16 protein-coding genes and 1 riboswitch are annotated in these 21,404 nt (G+C 57.1%); of the genes, 3 read left to right on the top strand and 13 right to left on the bottom strand.

What is annotated here, in order from left to right; translation table 11 throughout:
- Positions 1–49: 49 nt before the first annotated feature.
- The 5 genes from apaG to lptD are packed head-to-tail and all read right to left on the bottom strand — an operon-like array spanning position 50 to position 5,949.
- Positions 50–427: a Co2+/Mg2+ efflux protein ApaG gene (apaG, locus tag WFO64_RS16605; protein WP_337013162.1), complete on the bottom strand. Its 378-nt coding sequence runs from the start codon at positions 425–427 to the stop codon at positions 50–52.
- A 3-nt stretch (positions 428–430) separates the two neighbouring features.
- The gene (gene rsmA / locus WFO64_RS16600; RefSeq protein WP_337013161.1) at positions 431–1,252 is read right to left on the bottom strand and encodes a 16S rRNA (adenine(1518)-N(6)/adenine(1519)-N(6))-dimethyltransferase RsmA; all 822 of its coding nucleotides are present in this window, start codon (positions 1,250–1,252) and stop codon (positions 431–433) included.
- Complete coding sequence (gene pdxA / locus WFO64_RS16595; protein WP_337013160.1) at positions 1,245–2,237, bottom strand: 4-hydroxythreonine-4-phosphate dehydrogenase PdxA; 993 nt, start codon at positions 2,235–2,237, stop codon at positions 1,245–1,247. The genes rsmA and pdxA overlap by 8 nt, the downstream gene beginning before the upstream one ends.
- Positions 2,227–3,522, bottom strand: a complete 1,296-nt coding sequence (gene surA, locus WFO64_RS16590; RefSeq protein WP_337013159.1) for a peptidylprolyl isomerase SurA — start codon at positions 3,520–3,522, stop codon at positions 2,227–2,229. The genes pdxA and surA overlap by 11 nt, the downstream gene beginning before the upstream one ends.
- A gap of 54 nt (positions 3,523–3,576) precedes the next feature.
- Positions 3,577–5,949 (bottom strand): LPS assembly protein LptD, encoded by a 2,373-nt coding sequence (lptD, locus tag WFO64_RS16585; RefSeq protein ID WP_337013158.1) that lies wholly within the window; start codon positions 5,947–5,949, stop codon positions 3,577–3,579.
- A 182-nt stretch (positions 5,950–6,131) separates the two neighbouring features.
- On the opposite strand from lptD, the gene djlA reads away from it, so the two are divergent.
- Complete coding sequence (gene djlA, locus WFO64_RS16580) at positions 6,132–6,941, top strand: co-chaperone DjlA (RefSeq protein ID WP_337013157.1); 810 nt, start codon at positions 6,132–6,134, stop codon at positions 6,939–6,941.
- Between the two features lie 62 nt (positions 6,942–7,003).
- Here the strand turns inward: djlA and rluA are convergent, their stop codons facing one another.
- The 3 genes from rluA to polB form a co-directional block, all read right to left on the bottom strand.
- On the bottom strand, positions 7,004–7,657 hold the full coding sequence (gene rluA, locus WFO64_RS16575; RefSeq protein ID WP_337013156.1) for a bifunctional tRNA pseudouridine(32) synthase/23S rRNA pseudouridine(746) synthase RluA: 654 nt from the start codon (positions 7,655–7,657) through the stop codon (positions 7,004–7,006).
- Between the two features lie 209 nt (positions 7,658–7,866).
- Positions 7,867–10,773, bottom strand: coding sequence for an RNA polymerase-associated protein RapA (gene rapA, locus WFO64_RS16570; protein WP_337013155.1), 2,907 nt, complete (start codon positions 10,771–10,773; stop codon positions 7,867–7,869).
- 152 nt (positions 10,774–10,925) lie between these two features.
- On the bottom strand, positions 10,926–13,286 hold the full coding sequence (gene polB / locus WFO64_RS16565) for a DNA polymerase II (protein WP_337013244.1): 2,361 nt from the start codon (positions 13,284–13,286) through the stop codon (positions 10,926–10,928).
- Positions 13,287–13,455: 169 nt separating this feature from the next.
- Between polB and WFO64_RS16560 the strand changes: the two genes are divergently transcribed.
- Positions 13,456–14,220: a DedA family protein gene (locus WFO64_RS16560; protein ID WP_283546274.1), complete on the top strand. Its 765-nt coding sequence runs from the start codon at positions 13,456–13,458 to the stop codon at positions 14,218–14,220.
- A gap of 4 nt (positions 14,221–14,224) precedes the next feature.
- Here WFO64_RS16560 and thiQ read toward each other — a convergent pair whose 3' ends face one another.
- From thiQ to sgrR, 4 genes are all read right to left on the bottom strand, one after another.
- A complete protein-coding gene (gene thiQ / locus WFO64_RS16555) occupies positions 14,225–14,926 on the bottom strand; it encodes a thiamine ABC transporter ATP-binding protein ThiQ (RefSeq protein WP_337013154.1) in 702 nt (233 codons plus the stop codon).
- On the bottom strand, positions 14,913–16,520 hold the full coding sequence (gene thiP / locus WFO64_RS16550) for a thiamine/thiamine pyrophosphate ABC transporter permease ThiP (RefSeq protein ID WP_337013153.1): 1,608 nt from the start codon (positions 16,518–16,520) through the stop codon (positions 14,913–14,915). Before thiP ends, thiQ begins: the two co-directional genes overlap by 14 nt.
- Entirely contained in the window at positions 16,496–17,482 is a 987-nt protein-coding gene (gene thiB, locus WFO64_RS16545; RefSeq protein WP_337013152.1) for a thiamine ABC transporter substrate binding subunit, read from the bottom strand. Before thiB ends, thiP begins: the two co-directional genes overlap by 25 nt.
- A gap of 46 nt (positions 17,483–17,528) precedes the next feature.
- A riboswitch (TPP riboswitch) is annotated at positions 17,529–17,631 on the bottom strand.
- A 35-nt stretch (positions 17,632–17,666) separates the two neighbouring features.
- Complete coding sequence (gene sgrR / locus WFO64_RS16540; protein WP_337013151.1) at positions 17,667–19,328, bottom strand: HTH-type transcriptional regulator SgrR; 1,662 nt, start codon at positions 19,326–19,328, stop codon at positions 17,667–17,669.
- A gap of 252 nt (positions 19,329–19,580) precedes the next feature.
- Between sgrR and WFO64_RS16535 the strand changes: the two genes are divergently transcribed.
- Positions 19,581–20,759 (top strand): MFS transporter, encoded by a 1,179-nt coding sequence (locus WFO64_RS16535; RefSeq protein ID WP_337013150.1) that lies wholly within the window; start codon positions 19,581–19,583, stop codon positions 20,757–20,759.
- A 39-nt stretch (positions 20,760–20,798) separates the two neighbouring features.
- Here the strand turns inward: WFO64_RS16535 and leuD are convergent, their stop codons facing one another.
- Positions 20,799–21,404, bottom strand: coding sequence for a 3-isopropylmalate dehydratase small subunit (gene leuD / locus WFO64_RS16530; RefSeq protein ID WP_337013149.1), 606 nt, complete (start codon positions 21,402–21,404; stop codon positions 20,799–20,801).

Raw genomic sequence — 21,404 nt, 5'->3', positions numbered from 1 at the left:
TTTTATCCATCATGAATGTGCCCGACTTAACGGGCAAAAAGGGTGCAAATCAATGAATGTGGGTCTGAATGGCGAGGCGGAACACCGGGATCTCGACGTGGAAGGTATCGCCCTGTTCGTCGACCATCACGTAGTGCCCTTGCATGGTGCCCATCGGTGTTTCGAGCACGGCACCGCTGGTGTACTGAAATTCATTGCCTGGCGTGATATGCGGCTGTTCACCGACCACGCCTTCACCCTGCACTTCCGTTTCGCGGCCGTTACCGTTGGTAATCAGCCAGTAACGTCCCAGCAATTGCACTGAGGAACGGCCCAGGTTGCGTATCGTAATGGTATAGGCGAAGACGTAGCGATCATCATCCGGTGAGGATTGTGAGGCGACGTACTGGCTTTGCACATGGACGGAGACGCGGGCCGTTTCACTCATGACTTACTCCTGCGATTTTCCCTGATGATTCGCCAGCCAGTTCGCCAGCTGACAATATTGCGCGACAGAGACGTTCTCGGCACGCAAGGTTGGATCTATGGATAACTCTTCTAACGCACCGGCGGCCACCATGTGGCTCAGGCTGTTGCGCAGCGTTTTACGACGCTGTCCAAACGCTTCCGTAGTAATTCGGCTCAGAATACGCACATCGCTGACCGGATAGGGTGGCTCGGCATACGGCACCAGACGCACCACTGCAGAGTCCACTTTCGGTGGCGGTGTAAAGGCATGCGGAGGCACTTCCAGTACCGGAATGATCTGGCAGTAGTACTGCGCCATCACCGTCAGACGACCGTAGGTCTTGTTACCCGGACCGGCTACCAGGCGGTTAACCACCTCTTTCTGCAGCATGAAGTGCATATCTTTAATCGAACCAGTATAGCTGAAAAGGTGGAACATCAGCGGGGTCGAAATATTGTAAGGAAGGTTACCAAATACCCGCAGCGGCTGGCCTCTCTCTTGCGCCAGTGCGGCGAAGTCGAAGGTCATGGCATCCTGCTGGAAGATGGTCAGTTTCGGGCCAAGAAAAGGATGGGTTTGCAGACGCGCAGCAAGATCGCGGTCCAGCTCAACCACGGTTAAGCTATCGAGGCGTTCGCCTACCGGCTCGGTTAAAGCCCCCAGGCCTGGGCCGATCTCCACCAGCGCTTCATCGCGCTGTGGATGGATAGCGGAGACAATGCTGTCGATAATATACTGATCGTTAAGGAAGTTCTGCCCGAAACGTTTACGGGCGTAGTGCCCCTGATGGACGCGATTATTCATTACTGCTCTTGATCATAGTGATGGCGAGGTTAAGCGCCGTGATGAAGCTGCCCGGTTCAGCCTGACCCAGCCCGGCGAGTTCAAGCGCGGTGCCGTGGTCAACTGAAGTCCGGATAAAGGGCAGGCCCAGGGTGATATTTACCGCCCGGCCAAACCCCTGAAATTTGAGTACCGGCAGACCCTGGTCGTGATACATCGCCAGCACCGCATCGGCATGTTGCAGATATTTAGGCTGGAACAGCGTATCCGCAGGCAGCGGGCCGGTCAGTTTAATGCCCTGCTGACGCAGTGCATTGAGTGCCGGCGTGATGGTTTCGATCTCTTCCCGGCCCATGTGGCCGCTTTCGCCCGCATGAGGATTGAGACCACAGACGTAAATATGTGGGTCGGCAATCGCAAACTTCTGCTGCAGATCACGATGCAGAATCGTAATCACTTCATGCAGACATTCACGGGTCACCGCAGCGGGTACCTCTTTCAGCGGCAGATGAGTGGTGGCCAGCGCGACACGCAGCGCTTCGGTCGCCAGCATCATGACCACACGATGACCGCCTGCGCGATCGGCGAAAAATTCGGTATGGCCGGTAAAGGCGATGCCAGCATCGTTGATGACGCCTTTATGCACCGGGCCAGTTATCAGGGCCGCGAATTCACCGTCGAGACAACCGTCGCAGGCGCGCGCCAGCGTGGCCAGCACATAGTCGCTGTTTGCTATGCAAAGCTCACCGGGAGTAGCCTGCTCCGCTGTTTCAATCGGCAGGATAGTCAGCGTACCCGCCTGCTGTGGCTCTGCTGCTACTTCAGGCTGGTAGTGACGCAGGGTCAGCGGCAGACCGAGTTGCGCCGCACGCTGCTGCAACAGGGCAGGCGAGGCGCAGACCACCAGTTCAACCGGCCACGACTGCTGGGCCAGTTGAACGGTAAGATCGGGACCAATCCCGGCAGGTTCGCCGGGCGTGATCACCACACGGATATTACTGCGCATTGCCATCCAGAATTTTCACGTAGGCGCTGGCACGTTGCTCCTGCATCCAGGTCTGCGCTTCTTCCGAGAACTTACGGTTAAACAGCATACGGTAAGCACGCTCTTTCTGGGCCGCGTCTGTTTTATCTACCTGACGGGTATCCAGCAACTGAATCAGATGCCAGCCGAAAGAGGAGTGAACCGGCTGGCTGGTCTGGCCTTTCTGCAGACGCAGCAGCGCGTCACGGAACGCCGGATCAAAGACTTCCGGAGAGGTCCAGCCGAGATCGCCGCCCTGGTTCGCCGAACCGGGATCGTCAGAGTACTGTTTGGCAGCCGCCGCAAAGGTGGTTTTGCCACTGCGGATATCGTTAGCAATCTGCTCCAGCTGCGCCCGTGCCTGATCGTCGGTAAGAATCGGCGATGGCTTCAGCAGAATATGACGTGAATGGACTTCGGTGACCGAGACATTTTTGCTCTCGCCACGCAGGTCGTTCACTTTCAGGATATGGAAGCCCACACCAGAGCGCACCGGACCGACGATATCGCCTTTTTTGGCGGTCGCCAGCGCCTGAGCAAACAGGGTTGGCAACTCTTCGATTTTACCCCAGCCCATATTGCCGCCTTTCAGCGCCTGGGAATCTGCAGAGTAAGTAACGGCCATTTTGCCGAAGTCGGCGCCATTTTTCAGTTCGCCTACCAGCTGTTTCGCCAGCGTTTCCTGCTCATCAACCTGCTGTTGCGTCGGGTTTTCCGGCAGCGGCAGCAGAATATGACTGACATTCAGCTCGGTGCCCTGGCTGTTCTGAGAACCGATCTGGGTGGCAAGCGTATCCACTTCCTGCGGCAGAATCGTGACGCGACGACGCACTTCGTTGTTGCGCACTTCGGCGATGGCCATCTCTTTGCGGATCTGAGAACGATAAACGCTGTAGTTCATGCCGTCGTAAGCCAGACGGCTGCGCAGCTGATCAAGACTCATGCGGTTCTGCGCAGCAATGTTCTGAATAGCCTGGTCCAGCTGCTCGTCGCTGATCTGGATCCCCGCTTTTTCACCCATCTGCAGAATGATGTTATCCATGATCTGACGTTCCAGAATCTGATGGCGCAACGTTTTATCATCCGGCAACTGCTGACCTGCCTGCTGGGCCTGAGATTTAACGGTGCTCATCATGCCATCCACGTCACTCTCAAGAACCACACCGTTATTGACCACGGCTGCAACTTTATCAACGACTTGTGGTGCTGCGAACGCGGTGTTGGCACTGATTGCCACACCAAGAATCAGCATTCTCCAGTTCTTCATACTTTATCCATTGTTGGTTCCGCACTGCGGGATTGCCTGTCAAACATCACAACATCAGAAAGCAGGCTGGTAAGGGATAATACCCTGACGCAGCATATCGTTGGTGCCTAAGCCATAGTTCGGACTCAGACCACGCAGCTCAATGTTGAATGAGATTTGGTTGTCGTACTTACTGTCGTTGTTTTCCCAACCGTTAATTTTGCGTTCATAACCGACCCGGATAGCGTAACAGCATGAGCTGTATTGCAGGCCAACCAGTTGTGAAGCCGGACGCGTGTTACGAGTATCGTAGTAGTAAGCGCCTACCACAGACCATGCGTCAGCAATCGGCCAGCTGGCCGTGGTACCCACCTGTGAAATCCCATTTTTGTAGATAGGATTCGTAACCAGGCTGCTATCGTTCAGCGCGGTCGCAACATACTCCGGGCTGCTGTAACGGTAGCTCAGCTGCACCATGCGGTCGGCATCACGACGGTATTCCAGTACGGTATTGCCCTGGGAGACGTTGTCGAGTTTGGTGTCATATTGCAGCCCACCCCGGACGCCCCAGCGATCGCTGATTTTCCAGTATGTATCGCCAGCCCAGATCAGGCTGCCGGTATCATCTTCTTTACTGGTTTGATTCACACCAGTGCGAGAAGGGGTAAACGAGTAGATTTGACCCACAGAAACGTTAAAACGTTCAACCAGATCGGTATCATAAATACGCGAGGTGACGCCGGTAGCCACTTCATTGGCGGAAGCGATGCGATCCAGGCCGCTATAAGTGCGATCGCGGAACAGACCGGTGTAGTCGGTTTGCAGCAATGTTGAGTCGTACGGATAGATATTGCTCTGATTGCGATACGGAATATAAAGGTACTGCACCCGTGGTTCCAGCGTCTGGGTGTAACCCACAGCGGAATTCATATCGCGGTCAAACACCAGCCGGCCATCAACTTTAAATTGCGGCAGGGTGCGGTTTACCGACTCATCCAGATCGCCACTTTTCCCATTATTGTTCGCAAAATTATTGTTGTAATAATCAACGTTAGTTTGCTGGTAATGGGTTGCCAGGAACTTCGCTTCAGTATCCAGACTGGCCCAGCCGTTGGACAGCGGCAGGTTCAGCGTTGGCTCAACATGTAAGCGGGTTGCTTCAGGATAGCGGCTGCTGACGTTGGTGAACTTCACCGCCTGCGCATAGACCCGTCCATCAAATGGGCCGATATCGTTCTGATAGAGATTGACGTCCAGCTGCGGCATGGCGCGGTAGACGTTATTGCTGGTGGTATCGCCGAAGACCTGGAAATCTTTGGTGGAGAGCGTGGCGTCCCAATTGGTGTCTGCATAGCCAATGCTGAATTTCTGTGTGGCGTAGTTGTCGGTCGAGCTATAGTACTTCGAGTCGAGATCGTTGAAGTAGTATTTATCGCTGACCTTGGTGTAGTCCGCGCTGAAACGCCAGTTCTGGTCATAAACGCCAGCATGACGCCAGTAGAACAACCAACGATCCGAGCTGTCATTTTCGGCGATGCCGCGCACCGCTTTGTCGTTATCGTACTGTTTATCTGAGCCAAGGTAGTCGAATTCGACCAGACCGGCACCCAGCGTGGTCAGATAACGGAATTCGTTCTGGAATTGCATGCCGCGCTTACTCATGTAGTGCGGCGTAATGGTCGCATCGGCCTGCGGGGCAATGTTCCAGTAATAGGGCAGCATGAACTCAAAGCCATTATTGCTGCCATATTTTGCATTCGGGATCAGGAAACCGGACCGACGACGATCGCCAATCGGTAACTGCAGATAGGGGCTGTAGAACACCGGAACCGAACCGAGCTTAAAGCGGGCGTTCCAGATCTCCGCCACTTCCTCTTCGCGATCCTGGATCACTTCTGAACCTACCACGCTCCAGCTGTTGGAACCGGGTAAACAGGAAGTAAAGGTGCCATTTTCAAGAATGGTGTAGCGGTTATTGTCGCGCAGCTTCATCTGATCTGCGGTGCCGCGTCCCTGACGATCTACCATCTGGTACTGACCATTCCAGACATTGGTATCTTTGCTGTTTAGATTTGACCAGGCTTTCGGACCTTTGAGGATGACCTGATTGTCATCGTAGTGCACATTACCGAGGGCATCGACGGTACGTAGGGGGGCTGTCTGGCTTTCCTGCTGGCGCTGGTGAAGCTGAACTTCATCAGCCTGCATACGGCTGTTGCCCTGCTCAATATTCACATTGCCGGTGAATACCGCATCATTGGGATAGTTCCCTTTAGCGGCGTCGGAGTGAATGGTGACAGGCATCTGATTGGTATCGCCATTCACCAGCGGGCGGTTATAACTCGGCACGCCTAACATACACTGCGACATCAAATCGTCGGCAAAGGCTTGCTGGCTAATGGCTGCGCCGATCAGTGTGGCCAGCAGGGTAGGTATATGTTTTTTCATACGCGGTATCGAGAATTCCATGAAAACTGGCATCATGCCGACAATCGGGTCAGAGACTAACTTACTGCCCGGCGTTGTGCCAGTGTTAATCCTGGTCTGTCAGCGTTGCCGTTAGGCGCTGAGATAAATGACAGGTATGATAATGCAATTTTCAGCCGCAAGCATGGCGAATTGAGGAGTTTATGCGCTACTGGGGAAAAGTTATGGGTCTGGCGGTGGGATTACTTTCCGGCGCAGGCTTTTGGGGTATTGTGATCGGTTTGATCATTGGCCATATGATTGACAAAGTACGCGGCGCGAAAGGCAAGGCTTACTTCTCAAATAATCAGACCCGACAGACGCTGTTTTTCAGCACCACCTTTCAGGTGATGGGCCATCTGACCAAGTCAAAAGGGCGCGTCACGGAAGCTGATATTCAGATTGCTTCGCTGTTAATGGAGCGGATGCAACTGCACGGTGACTCACGCACTGCTGCTCAGCGCGCGTTCCGCGAAGGCAAGCAGGCGGATTACCCGTTGCGCAGCAAACTGCGTGAACTGCGTAGCGCCTGTTTTGGCCGGTTCGATCTGATTCGGATGTTCCTGGAGATCCAGATTCAGGCCGCTTTTGCCGATGGTTCACTGCATCCCAATGAGCGACAGGTGCTCTACGTCATCGCCGAAGAGCTGGGCATTTCGCACGGTCAGTTCGATCAGTTCCTGCGCATGATGGAAGGGGGCCAGCAGTTTGGCGGTGGTCAGCGCAGTTCAGGCGGTTTTCAGCAGGCGCAACGGGGGCCAACGCTGGAAGATGCCTGCAGCGTGCTGGGGGTGAAGAGCAGCGATGACGCCACCACCATTAAACGCGCCTACCGCAAACTCATGAGCGAGCATCATCCTGACAAGCTGGTGGCGAAAGGGTTACCGCCAGAAATGATGGAGATGGCGAAGCAGAAAGCGCAGGAAATTCAGGCGGCGTATGACCTGATTCGTAAAGAGAAAGGCTTTAAGTAATCACGCTGCTGCCGTGGCGCTTCTGCAACAGAAGAGGTCATGGCAGCCGTGGGCAGTAAACCTCAAAAATCGGCGGGCTGACGAAACGTCATGGCATTACCAAATGCCGGATGGGTGATGGTCAGTGACTCAGCATGCAGTTGCAAACGGGGGGCCATGGCTTTGGCCTCCGGATGCGCATAGAAGTTATCACCCAGAATCGGATGGCCCAGCGCCAGCATATGCACTCGCAACTGGTGTGAGCGGCCAGTAATCGGCTTCAGCGACACGCGCGCACTGTTATCCGCACGGTATTCCAGCACCTGATACGCCGTCTGCGCAGCTTTGCCGGTTTCGAAGCAGACCCTCTGCTTCGGACGATTTGGCCAGTCGCAAATCAGCGGCAGATCAACCAATCCCTCTTCTGTTGCCGGATGACCCCAGATGCAGGCCACGTAGGTCTTGGAAGGCTCCCGCTCACGGAACTGTCGTTTCAGCTCGCGCTCAGCAGCCTTAGTCAGCGCCACCACCATCACGCCACTGGTCGCCATATCAAGCCGGTGGACAGATTCGGCCTGCGGGCAATCACGCTGTATCCGCGTCATTACGCTATCTTTGTGCTCAGGTAGCCGACCGGGTACCGAGAGCAGACCGCTGGGTTTGTTCACCACCATGATGTGCGCATCCTGATAAAGAATGTGCAGCCAGGGTTCATGCGGTGGATTATAAGGTTCCATGGGGCTTTCCAAAAATAAAGGGCCAGGCCCCTGAGATAATTGACAAAGTCTGGCCCGCTAAGCGGTGAGAGCGTGCCATTGCAGGAAACACGGTCCGATCCGAAGGACGCTTTCCTCATCAGCCCGTGTTCCCTGCATGTTGAGTTTCCCGCTTGCGACCAGACCCACCTGGCTGGCGGTTGTCAGCAGGAAGGGCCAGGCCTCTGAGCTTACTGGTGGGTCACCACAATCAGGCGCAGCGCGTCGAGGCGCCAGTTGGCCTGGTCGAGACTAGCCAGCACCTGTGCACGGTTGCTTTCCAGCGCCTCGACTTCATCGTCACGGATGTTCGGGTTCACTGCTTTCAGCGCGTTAAGACGGGAGAGTTCTGCACCCAGCTTCTCGTTCGCTTCGGCCCGTGCAGCATCAATCACCGCACGCGCTTCGCTGACCACGCTCTCTTCGCCCTGGGTCAGAATCGCATGCACATCCTGCTGCACCGCATTCACCAGTTTACTGGCGGTATGACGGTTAACCGCATTCAGCTGACGGTTAAAGCTTTCGAACTCCACTTTGCCCGCCAGGTTGGTGCCATTGCGATCCAGCAGCAGACGGATTGGCGTTGGCGGCAGGAAGCGGGTCAGTTGCAGATGCTTCGGTGCCTGCGCTTCAACCACATAGATCAGCTCGACCAGCAACGTTCCTACCGGCAGCGCTTTGTTCTTCAGCAGTGACAGTGCGCTGCTGCCGGTATCGCCGGACAGGATCAAATCCAGGCCGTTGCGGATCAGCGGATGTTCCCAGGTAATGAACTGGGCATCCTCGCGAGACAGCGCCTGATCGCGGTTAAAGGTAATGGTGCAGCCATCTTCCGGCAGTCCAGGGAAATCGGGCACCAGCATGTGGTCGGAAGGGGTCAGCACAATCAGGTTATCGCTGCGATCCTCCTGATTGATGCCGACGATATCAAACAGGTTGAGCGCGAAGTTCACCAGGCCGGTGTCGTTATCCTGCTCGCTGATGGCATTTGCCAGCAGCTGAGCTGACTCACCACCGTTGGAGTTTAACTCCAGCAGGCGATCGCGACCCTGTTCAAGCTGCGATTTCAGCGCGTCATGCTGTTTGCGGCAGTCTATGATAAACGCATCAAAACCTTCGCTGTTTTCTGGCGCGGCCAGATAGCCGATCAGCCGCGAATGCACGCTGTCATAGAGGGTCCGGCCGGTCGGGCAGGTATGTTCAAACGCATCCAGCCCTTCATGATACCAGCGCAGCAGTACCGCCTGTGCGGTCTGCTCCAGCCACGGCACCAGAATCTGAATATCGTGCGCCTGGCCGATGCGATCCAGACGACCAATACGCTGCTCCAGCAGGTCCGGGTTAAACGGCAGGTCGAACATCACCAGACGGCTGGCGAACTGGAAGTTACGGCCTTCAGAACCGATTTCGGAGCACAACAGTACCTGCGCGCCATTCTCTTCCGAGGCGAACCAGGCTGCCGCGCGGTCACGTTCAATGATCGACAAACCTTCGTGGAACACTGCCGCCCGGATGCCTTCGCGCTCACGCAACACCTGCTCCAGTTGCAACGCGGTGGCGGCTTTCGCGCAGATCACCAGCACTTTCTCTTTACGGTTGCTGGTGAGATAGCCCATCAGCCATTCCACGCGCGGATCGAAGTTCCACCAGGTGCCGCTGTCGCCTTCAAATTCCTGATAAATCTGCTCCGGGTAGAGCAGGTCGCGCGCCCGCTCCTCAGCGCTTTTGCGCGTGCCCATGATGCCGGAGACTTTAATCGCCGTCTGATACTGCGCAGGCAGTGGCAGGCGGATCTGATGCAGTTCGCGTTTCGGGAAGCCTTTAACCCCGTTACGGGTGTTACGGAACAGCACGCGGCTGGTGCCGTGGCGATCCATCAGCATTGAGATCAGCTCCTGACGTGCCTCCAGCTTGCCGTCACGATCGCTGTTGGCGACCTGCAACAGCGGCTCAATGTCCTGCTCGCCGACCAGATCGTTGATCCGGTTCATCTCCTCCTGGGAGATCGCTTTATCTGCCAGCAACGCCGTAACGGCATCGGCAATCGGACGGAAATGCTGTTGCTCTTCAACAAAGGCGGCGAAGTCATGGAAACGATTAGGATCGAGCAGGCGCAGACGGGCGAAGTGACTCTCCATGCCCAGCTGCTCTGGCGTAGCAGTCAGCAGCAGAACCCCGGCGGTTTTCTCTGCCAGCTGTTCGATAACCTGATATTCACGGCTTGGCTCGCCTTCTGACCAGGCCAGATGGTGCGCTTCATCGACCACCAGCAGGTCCCATTCGGCATCCGCCAGCATCTCAAGACGCTGCTTGTTACGGCGTACGAAGTCCAGTGAGCAGATAATCAGCTGCTCGGTTTCAAACGGGTTATCGCTGTCGTGCTGCGCTTCGGTATAGCGGTCGTCATCAAATAACGCAAAGCGCAGGTTGAAGCGGCGCAGCATCTCGACCAGCCACTGATGCTGTAAAGTTTCAGGGACCACGATCAGCACCCGGTCAGCCCGGCCAGCCAGCAGCTGCTGCTGGATGATCATCCCGGCTTCAATGGTTTTACCCAGGCCAACTTCATCGGCCAGCAGCACGCGCGGCGCATGGCGACGGCCCACATCGTGGGCGATATGCAGCTGGTGAGGGATCAGGTTGGTACGCATACCGCGTAAGCCGCTGATTGGCAGGCGATATTGCTCACTCTGGTATTTACGGGCGCGGAAGCGCAGGGCAAAACGATCCATCCGGTCGAGCTGGCCGGCAAACAGGCGATCCTGCGGCTTACTGAACACCAGCTTGCTGTCGAGCATCACTTCGCGCAGCATCACGTCGCTTTCTTCGGTATCCAGACGGGTACCGATATAGGTCATCAGGTCATTTTCGTTGCGTACTTCATCGACGCGCATCTGCCAGCCTTCGTGGCTGGTGATGGTATCACCCGGATTAAAGATGACGCGGGTAACCGGCGAATCGTTGCGGGCGTAGAGGCGGTTTTCCCCCGTGGCCGGAAACAGCAGGGTGATCATGCGGGTATCGATCGCCACCACGGTGCCCAGTCCCAGTTCACTTTCCGTATCACTAATCCAGCGCTGACCTAATGTAAAAACCATATATTTTTTGCTCGAATTTTAACGTTTTTAGAGGTGTTCCCAAAGCTCAGGCAATAGCGTTACCGCCAGACAACAAGGCCTGGAGCGTACTTAAGAGCGGTGAGTTTCAGGAAGGGCGCTATGGTACTGGATGGCAGGGCGTTCGTCACCTGTCAAAAAAGCCCCAACTGCCCGGTAATCAGTGTAGCAAAGTCCCCTTCGACAAAGGGCAGAATCCCCTCAGCGACCGGTTGAAGTTGCTTCGTCACGTAGTGGTCATAGTCCAGCGGCGTGCTGCGTGCCTCTAGCGGCTCGGGGCCAGCCGTGGCCATAACGTAACGAATCCGGCCCCCATTCTGATACTGCAATGGCCGGTTTAATTTGCGATTCTGCTCATCGGCCAGCCTGGCGGCGCGCACATGCGGGGGCACGTTTCGTTCATATTCCTTCAGCGGACGGCGCAGGCGCTTTTTGTAGATCAGCTGATCGTCAAGTTCACCCGCCAGCAGCTTCGCCACGGTGTCCCGGATGTAATCCTTCCACGGCTCACGGTGGAAAATACGGTGGTAAAGCTGCTGCTGAAATTCTTTTGCCAGCGGCGTCCAGTCGGTTCGCACTGACTCCAGCCCCTTAAAGACCATGCGTTCATCGGCTGCGTCACGAATCAGTCCGGCGTAGCGTTTTTTGCTGCCCTGTTCAGCACCACGAATGGTCGGCATCAGAAAACGGCAGAAGTGGCTTTCATACTCAAGTTCCAGCGCGCTCGTCAGCCCCAGGGTCTGCTGCAGGTGGTCGTGCCACCAGGCATTCACTTTCTGCACCAGTTGGTCACCAATCGCGGCGGCCTGCTCTTCGCTGTGGGCAGACTTCAGCCAGACAAAGGTGGAATCCGTGTCGCCATAGATCACGTCGTAGCCTTCCGCCTCAATCAGCGCGCGGGTCTGCTGCATAATGGCGTGACCGCGCAGGGTAATAGAGGAGGCGAGACGCGGATCAAAGAAGCGGCAGGCGCTGGTGCCCAGTACGCCATAAAAAGCGTTCATAATGATCTTCAGTGCCTGCGACAGCGGCTGATTATTCTGCTTTTTCGCCGCTTCGCGACCCAGCCAGATCTGCTCAACAATCGCAGGCAGGCAGTGGGTATGCCGTGAGAAACGCGCTTCACGGAAACCCTCGACTGAATCGGCATCATCCGGATGCGCCAGCCCTTCCACCAGACCCACCGGGTCGATCAGGAAGGTGCGGATAATCGACGGGTAAAGGCTTTTGTAATCCAGCACCAGCACTGAATCATAAAGACCAGGACGCGAATCCATCACATACCCACCCGGACTGGCTTCCGGGGCGACATCACCCATGTTCGGGGCGACAAAACCGGCGCGATGCATTCGCGGAATATAAAGATGACCAAAGGCCGCCACCGAACCGCCGTGGCGATCCACCGCCAGGCCATTCACCGCCGCGCGTTCCAGCAGAAACGGCATAATCGCTGTTTTGTGAAAAATGCGCGTCACCAGCTCGCAATCTTTCAGGTTATAGCGTGCCAGCGCCGGTTTATCGTTGGCAAAGCGCCAGTTGATCTCCTCCATGCGCTGCCAGGGATTATCGATCGCTTTTCCTTCACCCAGCAGCTGTTGCGACACCGATTCCAGGCTGAACGACGGAAAATCCCAGAACGCCGATTTCAGTGCGTCGATGCCATCAATAATCAACCGGCCGCTGGCCTGAGCGAAAAAAACGCCGGGCTTGAAGCCATGTTCACGCCACTCCAGCGCGGCCTGCTGGCGGCCAAGACGCAGCGGAATGCCGTAGCGATCGGCATGCTTTTGCAGCACCCGCAGGTCAAACTGCACCACGTTCCAGCCAATTAAGACATCCGGATCATGATCTGCAAACCACTGGTTTAACGCTTCGAGCAACTGTGGGCGGCTGTCGAGATAGATCAGCTCGAAATCCAGCGTGCTGGCATCGCCGTTGGCGGGGCCGAGCATATAGACCTGGCGCTGACCGCACCCCTCCAGCCCGATACAGTAAAGCTCGCCATGCTGCGTGGTTTCAATGTCCAGCGAAACCCATTTCAGTGGCGGACGATAGTCGGGATGGGGTTTGAGCCGCGCATTGACCACGCTGTCGCCGCGCTGATCGCCGTCAAACCAGACTGGCGCGGTAATAAAACGTTCCATCAGGTAGCGATCCGGTGGGCGGATATCCGCCTCATAGACCGGAATGCCCTGTTCGCGCAGCCGTTTTTCGATGCGCTGTAGCTGTCGGTTCTGCGCGCAGTAGAGACCAAAAACCGGGCGCCGGCGGAAATCTTTTAGCGCCAGCGACTGAATCCGAAACTGACGCTCATCTTTAAGTAATTCGCCGACCTGCGTCTGAAATTCCTGAGGAATAAATGCAACGGACTCCTGCACGGGCAGCACCACGCGCTGCGCGCCCGCATCCGTGGCAAGCCAGAGGATAATGTCGGTGCCATGTGGGCTGTCGCGCCAGTGGCGGGTGAGCAGAAAACCTGCGCGGGGCATATTCAGATGTTCTCCGGACTCAGCATTTCAGGGGTGAGAAAACCGCTTAAGTATACCATGGATGTTTATACAGTTCCCGCCATCGGGTTTTGTCAACATTGCCCTACAATTCTTGCCTTGACGCTGTGTGGCTGGCTCTGGACAATCCAGCCTTCTGCTTTTACTAAGGACGACTATGGAAGCCTGGATTCAACAACTGATTACGCAGTCCCTGGAATGGGCGCTGTTTGCCGTTGCGCTGGTGACGTTTCTGGAGTCGCTGGCGCTGGTCGGGCTGTTGCTGCCAGGTACGGTGATGATGGCCAGTCTGGGTGCGCTGATCGGCAGTGGTGAGCTTGGTCTTTATCCCGCATGGGCGGCGGGTTTTGCCGGCTGCCTGATTGGTGACTGGGTCTCCTATGGCATCGGCTGGAAATTCCAGGGGCCGCTGCATCGCTGGAAGTATCTGCAAAAGTATAAAGGCCTGCTGGATAAAACCGAGCACGCCCTGCATCAGCACAGCATGTTTACGATTCTGGTCGGGCGATTTGTGGGTCCTACGCGTCCGCTGATCCCGCTGGCAGCGGGTATGCTGGAGCTGCCGGTACGCAAATTTCTGCCGCCGAATCTTATCGGCTGTATTCTCTGGCCGCCGCTCTATCTGCTGCCCGGTATTCTGGCCGGTGTGGCGATCGACGTACCCAAAGCCGCACAGGGCGGCAGCTTTAAATGGCTATTACTCGGCGCAGCACTACTGATCTGGCTGGGTGGCTGGTTATGCTGGCGCTGGTGGCGCAGCGGCAAGAGCCGCGACTGGGCCACCGCCTGGCTACCGCCTGAGCGCTTACGCTGGGCTGGGCCGCTGGGACTGGTGATCGCCGTCGCGGCTTTCGTTGGTATTCAGTTCCACCCGATGATGCCCGTTTTCCGTCATCTGCTGTGGCAGGTTTTCTTCGCGTAAATGCTTATCGACGCGGGATGCCGAGCACTTCGGCCTCCCGCGTGTCGCCCGACAGCAGTTGTCGGGTCTCGCCATCCCAGTAAACCCGGCCATCCACAATCACCACGCTGCGCGGCGCAATCTGCTGCGCATCTTCCAGACTGTGTGACACCATCAGCAGCGTAATGCTGCGCGCTTCGCACACCGAACGCACCAGCTGCAGCATCTCGCCGCGAAGCGCCGGGTCCAGCGCAGAAAAAGGCTCATCCAGCAGCAGCACCGGACGGTCACGCAGCAAACATCGCGCCAGCGCCACACGCTGACGCTGTCCCCCTGACAGCTCACCCGGCAGACGCGTCAGCAGCTCGTTTAATCCCACCTGATCGGCTAATGCGGTCAGGCGCTGATGTTGCCCGGTGCTGAGTTTTAATCCCGGATGCAGCCCCAGCGCCATGTTCTGCTGCACGTTGAGGTGTGGAAACAGGTTGTTCTCCTGAAACAGCATGGATACCGGTCGTCTGGCCGGGACGCTGTGGGTGTGATCCTGGCCGTCAATCATCAGGGTGCCCTGTTTCACTGGCAGGAAACCGGCGATCAGGCTCAGCAGGGTGCTTTTACCCGCCCCACTGGGTCCGAGAATCGCGATGCGCTCGCCACGTGTGGCATTGAGGCTGAAGCGCATCGGCAGATGCTGATAAAGGTAAGTGAGATTATCAAGGGTCAGCATGGTGGCCTGGTAATTTTTCCATTAGTGTGAACAGCAGTAAACAGAGCAGCAACAGCAGCAGGGCGGTGACCGCACCCTCTGCGCCGCGATAGGCGCCAATCTGTTGATAGAGGTAGAACGGCAGGGTGCGGAAGTCGGCGTTGCCAAACAACGCCACCACGCCAAAATCGCCGATCGACAGCACGCAGGCAAATGCCAGGGCCTGAGCCAGCGGACGTTTCAGCGCGCGCAGCTCGATCAGCCGCAGCCGGTTCCAGCCGTGGATATCCAGTGAATCACAGAGTCTGCCGTAACGCTCCGCAACGTCTCGCATCGGGTTCTCCAGCACTTTCAGCGCATAGGGAATAGCGATTAGCGCATTGGTAAAGATCACCAGCCCCTCTGCTGAATCGGGCAGACCCATGGTGGTGTTAAACAGCAGGAAAAAGCCGGTGGCGAGCACGATGCCTGGCATCGCCAGAATCAGCATGCCGCTGGTGTCGATCAACTGTGCCGCTGCCGGACGCTGACGCAGACGCAGTTCGCGACTGCTCCAGAGCAGCATCATGGTCAGCACTACACAGAGCAGACCGGCGCCAGTGGCGATACGCAATGAGGTAAAGCTCGCCTGCCAGAGGGCAGGCTGCGCCAATGCGCCTCGCAATCCGCCGTGCAGACCATCGACGATGACCGCCGCCAGCGGTGGCAGCAGCAGGATCAGCGCCAGCAGAATCAGCAGCGTATCGACCACCTGTGCCCCGCGCGAATCCTGTGGATCGCGCCAGCCGTTCATCTGGCTGTTTCCGGCGGGGATCGCCTTGCTGAAGCGCTGGCTGAGCAACACCAGCGTCAGGCAGCAGCCGAGCTGGAGCAGCGCCAGCAGCGCTGCACGTCCGGGATCGTAGTCATAACTCAGCGCCTGAAATATCGCCAGCTCGATGGTGGTCGCCTGCGGGCCGCCGCCCAGCGACAGCACGGTGGCAAAGCTGGCGAAACAGAGCATAAAAATCAGCGCACCGGTCGGCAGCAACTGACGCCGCAGCCACGGCCATTCCAGCAGACGAAAATGGTGCCAGCCGCGCAGGTCGAGCTGTGCCGCCAGCTGACGCTGTTCCGGCGGAATGCTTTCCAGCGTCTGCAGCATCAGGCGGGTCGCCATTGGCAGGTTAAAAAAGACGTGCGCCAGCAGAATGCCTGGCAGACCGTAAAGTGAGAAGTGATAACCGATGCCCAGCAGCTGGCATAGCTGCGCCAGCCAGCCGACACGACCGTAGACGGTCAGCAGACCAAACACGGCCACCAGCACCGGCAGCACCAGCGTCATGGCACACAGACGCAGCAGCAGCTGTCGGCCAGGAAAATGGCGTCGATAGAGCGCCCGTGCCAGCGGCACCGCAGGCAGCAGCGACAGCAGGGCCGAGAGCAGCGCCTGACCGAAAGAGAAGGCGATAACATGATGCAGGTAGTCATCCTGCAGCACGCTGCGCCAGTCCGTTTCCGGCGCGGCGTTCCAGAGTGCACCGAAGGCCAGAAACGCCACGCTGGTTAACAGCAGCGTGGCGAATGAGCCAGGGATCAACCAGCGCGGCATCAGTGGCTGACGGCGCGTTGCCACTGACTAATCCAGCCTGAACGCTGGCTGGCAACCTCTTCCGGCGAGAATTGCAGGGCGGTGGCGGGCACGTTCAGCGCGCCGAAACCGGCAGGCAGCGGCGTGTCGATTACCGGGTACATCCAGTTACCGGTTGGGACAGTACGCTGGAAGTCGGGCGAGACCATAAATTGCATGAACTGCCGGGCCAGCGCTGGCTGTTTGCTGTTGGCTAGCTGAGCGGCAACTTCAATCTGCAGATAGTGTCCTTCCGCAAACGGCGCGGCGGCGTAGTTCTCTTTTTTCTCTTCGATGATGTGGTAAGCCGGTGAGGTGGTGTAGCTCAGCACCAGATCGCCTTCGCCCTTGAGGAAGAGGCCATACGCTTCACTCCAGCCTTTGGTCACCGTCACGGTTTTCTGCGCCAGCTTTTGCCACGCCTGCGGAGCCTGATCGCCATAGACTTTCTGCATCCACAGCAACAGGCCTAATCCGGGGGTGCTGGTGCGGGGATCTTCGTAGATCACCCGCCACTTTTCCGGACTGTCGACCAGCTCTTTCAGGCTTTTGGGTGGATTTTTCAGACGGTTTTTATCGTAGACAAAGGCGAAGTAGCCATAGTCAAACGGCACGAAGGTGGTGTTGTGCCAGCCGTCGGGCAGAGTGAGTTTTGACGTATCAACCTTGCTTTCAGCAAACAGACCGGTTTTCTGCGCCGCCTGCACCAGATTGTTATCCAGCCCCAGCACCACATCCGCTTTACTGTTTTTACCTTCCATCCGCACGCGGTTCAGCAGCGACACGCCATCTTCCAGCGTGACGAATTTCAGCTCGCAGTTGCACTGTGCTTCAAAGGCTTTTTTAACTGCCGGGCCAGGGCCCCAGTCAGCGGAGAAGGAGTCGTAGGTGTAGACCGTGAGAACAGGTTTTGCCGCCAGAACGGGGGCGGAGAATACCAGCAGCACCGGCAGAACTTTGTTTAACACTTTGCGCTCCTTCAGGAGAGTAGGGGATGAGTCGCAAAGGATCTGAGCACAGAGGCCTCTCAAATCCCTACGTCGGTATTAACCGAATCAGGTTCGACGGGTCTCTCTCAGCTGCTTGCTGTTGGCAGGCGGCACCCCGTTGAGAACGTCACATTCTAGTCATTTCAGCGCCGGGGTGAAAGCGTCACAGCGCCGGTGGTGCAAACCAGGCGGATTTAAAATCAAACCAGCCCAGCGTATTCATCCGAACACCGCGCATGCTGCGCTGACCTTCAAGTAGCAGCCAGTGGTGAAATAGCGGATGCAGACCCGCGTCTTCGACTAACTGTTTACTCCATTCGGCCAGCGGCAGCGTTTTCTCGCGCCAGCGGGCGGCATCGCCATGCCAGTCGATCGGCAGGCAGTGATGCAGCAGCGGGATCTCATAGAGCTGCGCAAACAGCGAATAAGTCAGCGGTAGAGTAAAGTTCACGCTGCCGAGCCAGATATCACTTTCCGCTTCGCCCTGATACCAGCTTTCGTAACTGATTTCGCGTGTTTCCAGCGTGACGCCATGCTGTGCCAGCAGCGGACGCAGCGCGTTGGCAATGCCTTCATGCTCAACATGCTGGCTGTACCAGGTCAGTGTCAGATGGGTCAAGCCCGAGGGTTTTTCTACTGGCGTCAGGTCGCGCCGGTGATGCCAGCGTGGCAGCAAACCATAAGCCGGAAACCAGTAACGCTGATAACCGACACCGGCGTGATTAAGCAGGGCGATGGGATTAAACAGGTAGCTGACCCAGCGCCGGACCGCCTCGTTGCGTCCCTGCTCTGAACGCTGGTCGAACAGCAGATAGTAGCAACCTTCTTCCAGGCGGCTCTCCTCCTGAATTTCATCAGCGCCGTCGCCCTGCAGACGTACGCCGGCGTAGACCATCTCATCGCTGATGTCAGGCAGGACCCAGATAGAGACATCATCAATCAGGGCGCGAAAACCAAAGTAGTCATCAAAAGCTTCGATCTTGAGCTGACTCTCCTGATTGCGGATCGCCCGGTAAGGGCCGGTGCCAATGGGCTGACGGGCAAAGTCGTGCAGCGTCGGCCATTCGCGCGGCAGGATCATCGCACTGACGCTGCCCAGCAGCCAGAGTAAACCCTCGTCGGGCTGACTTAAGCGGATATCCAGCGTCCAGGGAGCGGGCGAGTCGATCTGCGCAATATGGGAAAAGAGCGGATGGGGACGCTGACGCTCCAGCGTGGCGAGCACATCCTCCATCTCCAGTTCTCTGCCGTGATGGAAGCGAATCGCCGGACGCAGAAAGAAGCGCCAGTGAAGCGGGGAAGTTTGCTGCCAGTGGTGCGCAATATCTGGCTCGATTTCCCCGTTTTCCTCATTTATCCGCGTCAGGCCGTTGAAAATCTGTCGGGCAATGTGGGTTTCAGAGCGCCGCAGCGGCGAGCCGGGCAGCAGGTTGAGCAGCGGACGATAGTAGAGCACCCGCAGGATATGTTTGCCCTGCCGGAAACTGCGCCCCAGATGCGCGCTGATCATCTGCCGCACCTGATTTTTATCGCCCACCAACTGGACCAGCTGATCGATGCGATCCTGCTCCAGCAAATCTTCAGCACGCTGCTGTTGCAAAGCCAGTCCGGTGTAGCAGAAGGTAAGCTGTGAACGCTTTCCGCGTCCGGCCTCAGCCTGCCAGATCAGCCAGCCTGCGGCCTGCATTCGGTTAAGCAGATTGCGCATATGGCGGCGCGAACAGTGCAGCAGGTCAGCCAGTTCGCTAAGGGTAATCTCCTGCGTTTGCCCCTGGCAGTTCTGCCACAGGCGAATGAACTGCTGCTTCAGACGTGATGAGGACATAAAAGGGGAACTCCTGGTGAAAAGCGCTCTGTTTTTCCTGCCTCATTTTAAGAGCAAACTTTACGCTATGGGAAGAGCGGGAGGCATTCAGCAGTGAATGGCGTTCGACCCTCGCTTCGCTGTTCAGCGGAGTGTTTTTCTGAGTAGGGTGCATTTACCCGGCCAGCAGATGATCTCTGCTGGCTTTTTTCATGTTGCGCGGTATCGTCTACCCTTCTTTTTTCCTCTGTTTGTTGTGTAAGGGATTTCGGTATGAAATCGCTGTTAACGCGGCAGCGCCGCATCAATCCGGTTTACCTCGCTTTTATGGTCGCCTCATTCATGCTGGGCATTGCAGGCGCATTGCAGGCGCCGACGCTCAGTCTGTTTTTGACGCGTGAGGTGCAGGCACGACCTTTCTGGGTTGGGCTGTTCTTCACCATCAATGCGGTGGCCGGTATCGTGGTGAGCATGCTGGTGGCAAAGCGCTCTGACAGCGTCGGCGACCGGCGTCATATTATTCTCTTCTGCTGCCTGATGGCGCTGGCCAATGCGCTGCTGTTTGCCTTTACCCGCCACTATTTGACGCTGCTCACCCTGGGGGTGCTGCTGTCGGCGCTGGCCAGCGTCTCTATGCCTCAGCTCTTTGCGCTGGCGCGGGAATATGCCGATCAGTCGGCGCGTGAAGCGGTGATGTTCAGTTCTGTGATGCGTGCGCAGCTGTCCCTCGCGTGGGTCATCGGGCCGCCGCTTTCCTTCGCGCTGGCGCTGAACTACGGCTTTGTCACCCTGTTTATGGTGGCCGCCGCGCTGTTTCTGATCTGTATCCTGCTGGTCTGGTTTACCCTGCCGTCGGTGCCACGCACGCAGCCACTGATGCAAAGCGGCGGGCTGCCGCTAAGCGGCTGGCGCGATCGGGATGTGCGTTTGTTGTTCCTCGCTTCAGTCGTGATGTGGACCTGTAACACCATGTATATCATCGATATGCCGCTCTATATCAGCACTACGCTGGGCCTGCCGGAGAAGCTGGCCGGTCTGTTGATGGGGACGGCGGCCGGTCTGGAGATCCCGGTGATGCTGCTGGCGGGTCATTACGCGCGCCGCATCGGCAAGCGCCGGTTAATGCTGGTGGCGGTGGCGGCTGGCGTACTGTTTTACCTGGGGCTGGTGTTGTTCAATTCCCGCACTGCACTGATGGTACTGCAGCTGTTTAATGCGGTGTTCGTCGGGATTATTGCCGGAATCGGAATGCTGTGGTTCCAGGATCTGATGCCCGGACGGCCCGGTGCAGCGACCACCATATTCACCAACTCGATCTCGACCGGCATGATTCTGGCTGGTGTTATTCAGGGCGCGCTCAGTGAGCGACTGGGACATGAGGCGGTTTACTGGCTGGCATTCGGGCTGGCTATTGTGGCGCTGGTGATGTCGGCGCGGGTGCGCGACATATAAACAAGCAGGGCGACCGGATGTCGCCCTGCTTTGACTCCATCAGCGCAGGTAGGCGGGCTGATTCTGCTCATACTGCGAAATTGAGGCTTCGTGCTGTAGCGTCAGACCGATGCTGTCAAGGCCGTTAATCATGCAGTGGCGGCGGAAGCTGTCGAGTTCAAACGAATAGACTTTGTCGCCGGCGGTGACCGTCTGCGCTTCCAGATCTACTGTAAAGCGGATGCCTGGCTCGGCTGCAACCAGTCGGAACAGTTCATCCACTTCCTCTTCGCTTAATTTCACCGGCAGCAGCTGATTGTTGAAACTGTTGCCGTAGAAGATATCCGCGAAGCTTGGCGCAATCACCACGTGAAAACCGAAATCGGTCAGCGCCCAGGGCGCATGCTCACGTGAAGAGCCGCAGCCAAAGTTTTCACGCGCCAGCAGGATGCTGGTGCCTTTGAACTCAGGCTTATTCAGCACAAAGCTGGGCGTTGGCACCGTGCCGGCGTCATCTTCAAAGCGCCAGTCATGGAACAGGTGCTGTCCAAAACCGGTGCGGGTAACCTTCTGCAAAAACTGCTTGGGAATGATCGCGTCCGTGTCGACGTTTGCGGCATCCAGTGGCGCAACAATGCCGGTGTGCTGAGTAAATTTATTCGCCAT

This window comes from Pantoea sp. AS142, from assembly GCF_037152305.1.
Classification (GTDB): domain Bacteria; phylum Pseudomonadota; class Gammaproteobacteria; order Enterobacterales; family Enterobacteriaceae; genus Pantoea.
This window is presented reverse-complemented; position numbering and strand designations above follow the sequence as displayed.

What these genes read in the sequence shown, in the direction of transcription:
- surA (WP_337013159.1), bottom strand. Translation starts at nt 3,522, where the DNA reads ATGAAGAACTGGAGAATGCTGATTCTTGGTGTGGCAATCAGTGCCAAC.
- sgrR (WP_337013151.1), bottom strand. Translation starts at nt 19,328, where the DNA reads ATGTCCTCATCACGTCTGAAGCAGCAGTTCATTCGCCTGTGGCAGAAC.
- djlA (WP_337013157.1), top strand. Translation starts at nt 6,132, where the DNA reads ATGCGCTACTGGGGAAAAGTTATGGGTCTGGCGGTGGGATTACTTTCC.
- rluA (WP_337013156.1), bottom strand. Translation starts at nt 7,657, where the DNA reads ATGGAACCTTATAATCCACCGCATGAACCCTGGCTGCACATTCTTTAT.
- rsmA (WP_337013161.1), bottom strand. Translation starts at nt 1,252, where the DNA reads ATGAATAATCGCGTCCATCAGGGGCACTACGCCCGTAAACGTTTCGGG.
- rapA (WP_337013155.1), bottom strand. Translation starts at nt 10,773, where the DNA reads ATGGTTTTTACATTAGGTCAGCGCTGGATTAGTGATACGGAAAGTGAA.
- thiQ (WP_337013154.1), bottom strand. Translation starts at nt 14,926, where the DNA reads ATGCTGACCCTTGATAATCTCACTTACCTTTATCAGCATCTGCCGATG.
- apaG (WP_337013162.1), bottom strand. Translation starts at nt 427, where the DNA reads ATGAGTGAAACGGCCCGCGTCTCCGTCCATGTGCAAAGCCAGTACGTC.
- pdxA (WP_337013160.1), bottom strand. Translation starts at nt 2,237, where the DNA reads ATGCGCAGTAATATCCGTGTGGTGATCACGCCCGGCGAACCTGCCGGG.
- lptD (WP_337013158.1), bottom strand. Translation starts at nt 5,949, where the DNA reads ATGAAAAAACATATACCTACCCTGCTGGCCACACTGATCGGCGCAGCC.
- leuD (WP_337013149.1), bottom strand. Translation starts at nt 21,404, where the DNA reads ATGGCGAATAAATTTACTCAGCACACCGGCATTGTTGCGCCACTGGAT.
- WFO64_RS16560 (WP_283546274.1), top strand. Translation starts at nt 13,456, where the DNA reads ATGGAAGCCTGGATTCAACAACTGATTACGCAGTCCCTGGAATGGGCG.
- WFO64_RS16535 (WP_337013150.1), top strand. Translation starts at nt 19,581, where the DNA reads ATGAAATCGCTGTTAACGCGGCAGCGCCGCATCAATCCGGTTTACCTC.